General features: G+C 68.3%; 1 protein-coding gene. It reads right to left on the minus strand.

Translation table 11 applies throughout. The annotated features are described in order from the left end of the window. Window positions 1-75: 75 nt before the first annotated feature. Complete coding sequence (locus ABZV38_RS40535; protein ID WP_356333988.1) at window positions 76-711, minus strand: transposase; 636 nt, start codon at window positions 709-711, stop codon at window positions 76-78. Between the last annotated feature and the right edge of the window lie 414 nt (window positions 712-1,125).

Consider the following 1,125-nt stretch of genomic DNA (forward strand, 5'->3'; position numbering starts at 1 on the left):
GGACCTCTTCCATCTCCTCAGGAGTCACACCTGAAAGAAGATCACAATCTATCCGACGAGGAGCACTTGGGGTACCTAACAAAGCCCTACTAGGCCAGTGCGGCCGCTCATCTCCATGACCCAGGTGTCGCCGATCGGGCGGTCGGCGACGTTCATCGCCGCGCGCCAGGCCAGGCGCGGAACCTTCGCGATCAGTTTCTCCAGGCCGGCGGTGACGGTGAAGCCGAGCGAGTAGTGCCAGGTGAACTTCTTGTTGCCGCCGCCGGAGCGGATCCACTCGATCAGGCCGTGGGTGCCGCCGGCGCCGTCCGCGCGGATCAGGATCTTCGTGCGCAGGCAGGCCGGGACCTGGCGCACGGCCTCGGCCAGGACGGCGACGTGGTCGGCGACGGTGTTGGAGCCCGCGTTGCCGGGGCGGAGGTGCACCGCCAGCATCTCGCGGGTGTTGTCGCAGGTCACGGCGATGGGGTGGTAGCCGAATCCCTTCTTCCAGGTGACCGCCGCCCCCTGCTTGGCGCTGGCGGTGTTGACCAGGGTGGCGTCCACGTCCAGCACGACCCAGCCGGTCAGGCGGTGCCGGGCCACCGTCAGCCAGGGGAAGCCGGCCGGGCGCAGGGCGAGCTGCTGCCATACGTAGACCCGGGTGCGGGCGCGTACCGCGCAGATCCGGTCCACTGCCTTCGCGTCCAGGGCCTTGAGTGCGCGCCACATCGTGGAGGGCCCCGGCCGGGCCGAAGACCTTCGCAAGGTGGTCGAGCAGACGTATGTCGGCCAGGGCCTTGCCGCCCAGGCAGAGCACCACGGCCAGGTCGACCAGCATCCGGCCGCGGTCGTGAACGACCTTGCGGCCCCTGGGCTTCAGTCGCTGCGACAGGCCGCCGGTCAGCCCGGTCCGGTCCGCGAGCGCGCTCAACAACACCGCTCCCGCCTTGCCGACCTGTCCCTTCCCGCTGGCCTGCACGGACAAGCCGCGGCTCCACTCGGTAAGCGCCTGCACGGAAGAGGTGCACCCGCCTTGTGTGATCGCTGAACCTAGTGTCCTGCGTCGTAGATTCGTTGAATAAGTAGACTGTCTTCATGGCGAAGATGGGGCGGCCGATGGCCGAGCTGGCGTTGACCGATGAC

The organism is Streptomyces sp. NPDC005181 (assembly GCF_040608395.1).
Classification (GTDB): Bacteria; Actinomycetota; Actinomycetes; order Streptomycetales; family Streptomycetaceae; genus Streptomyces.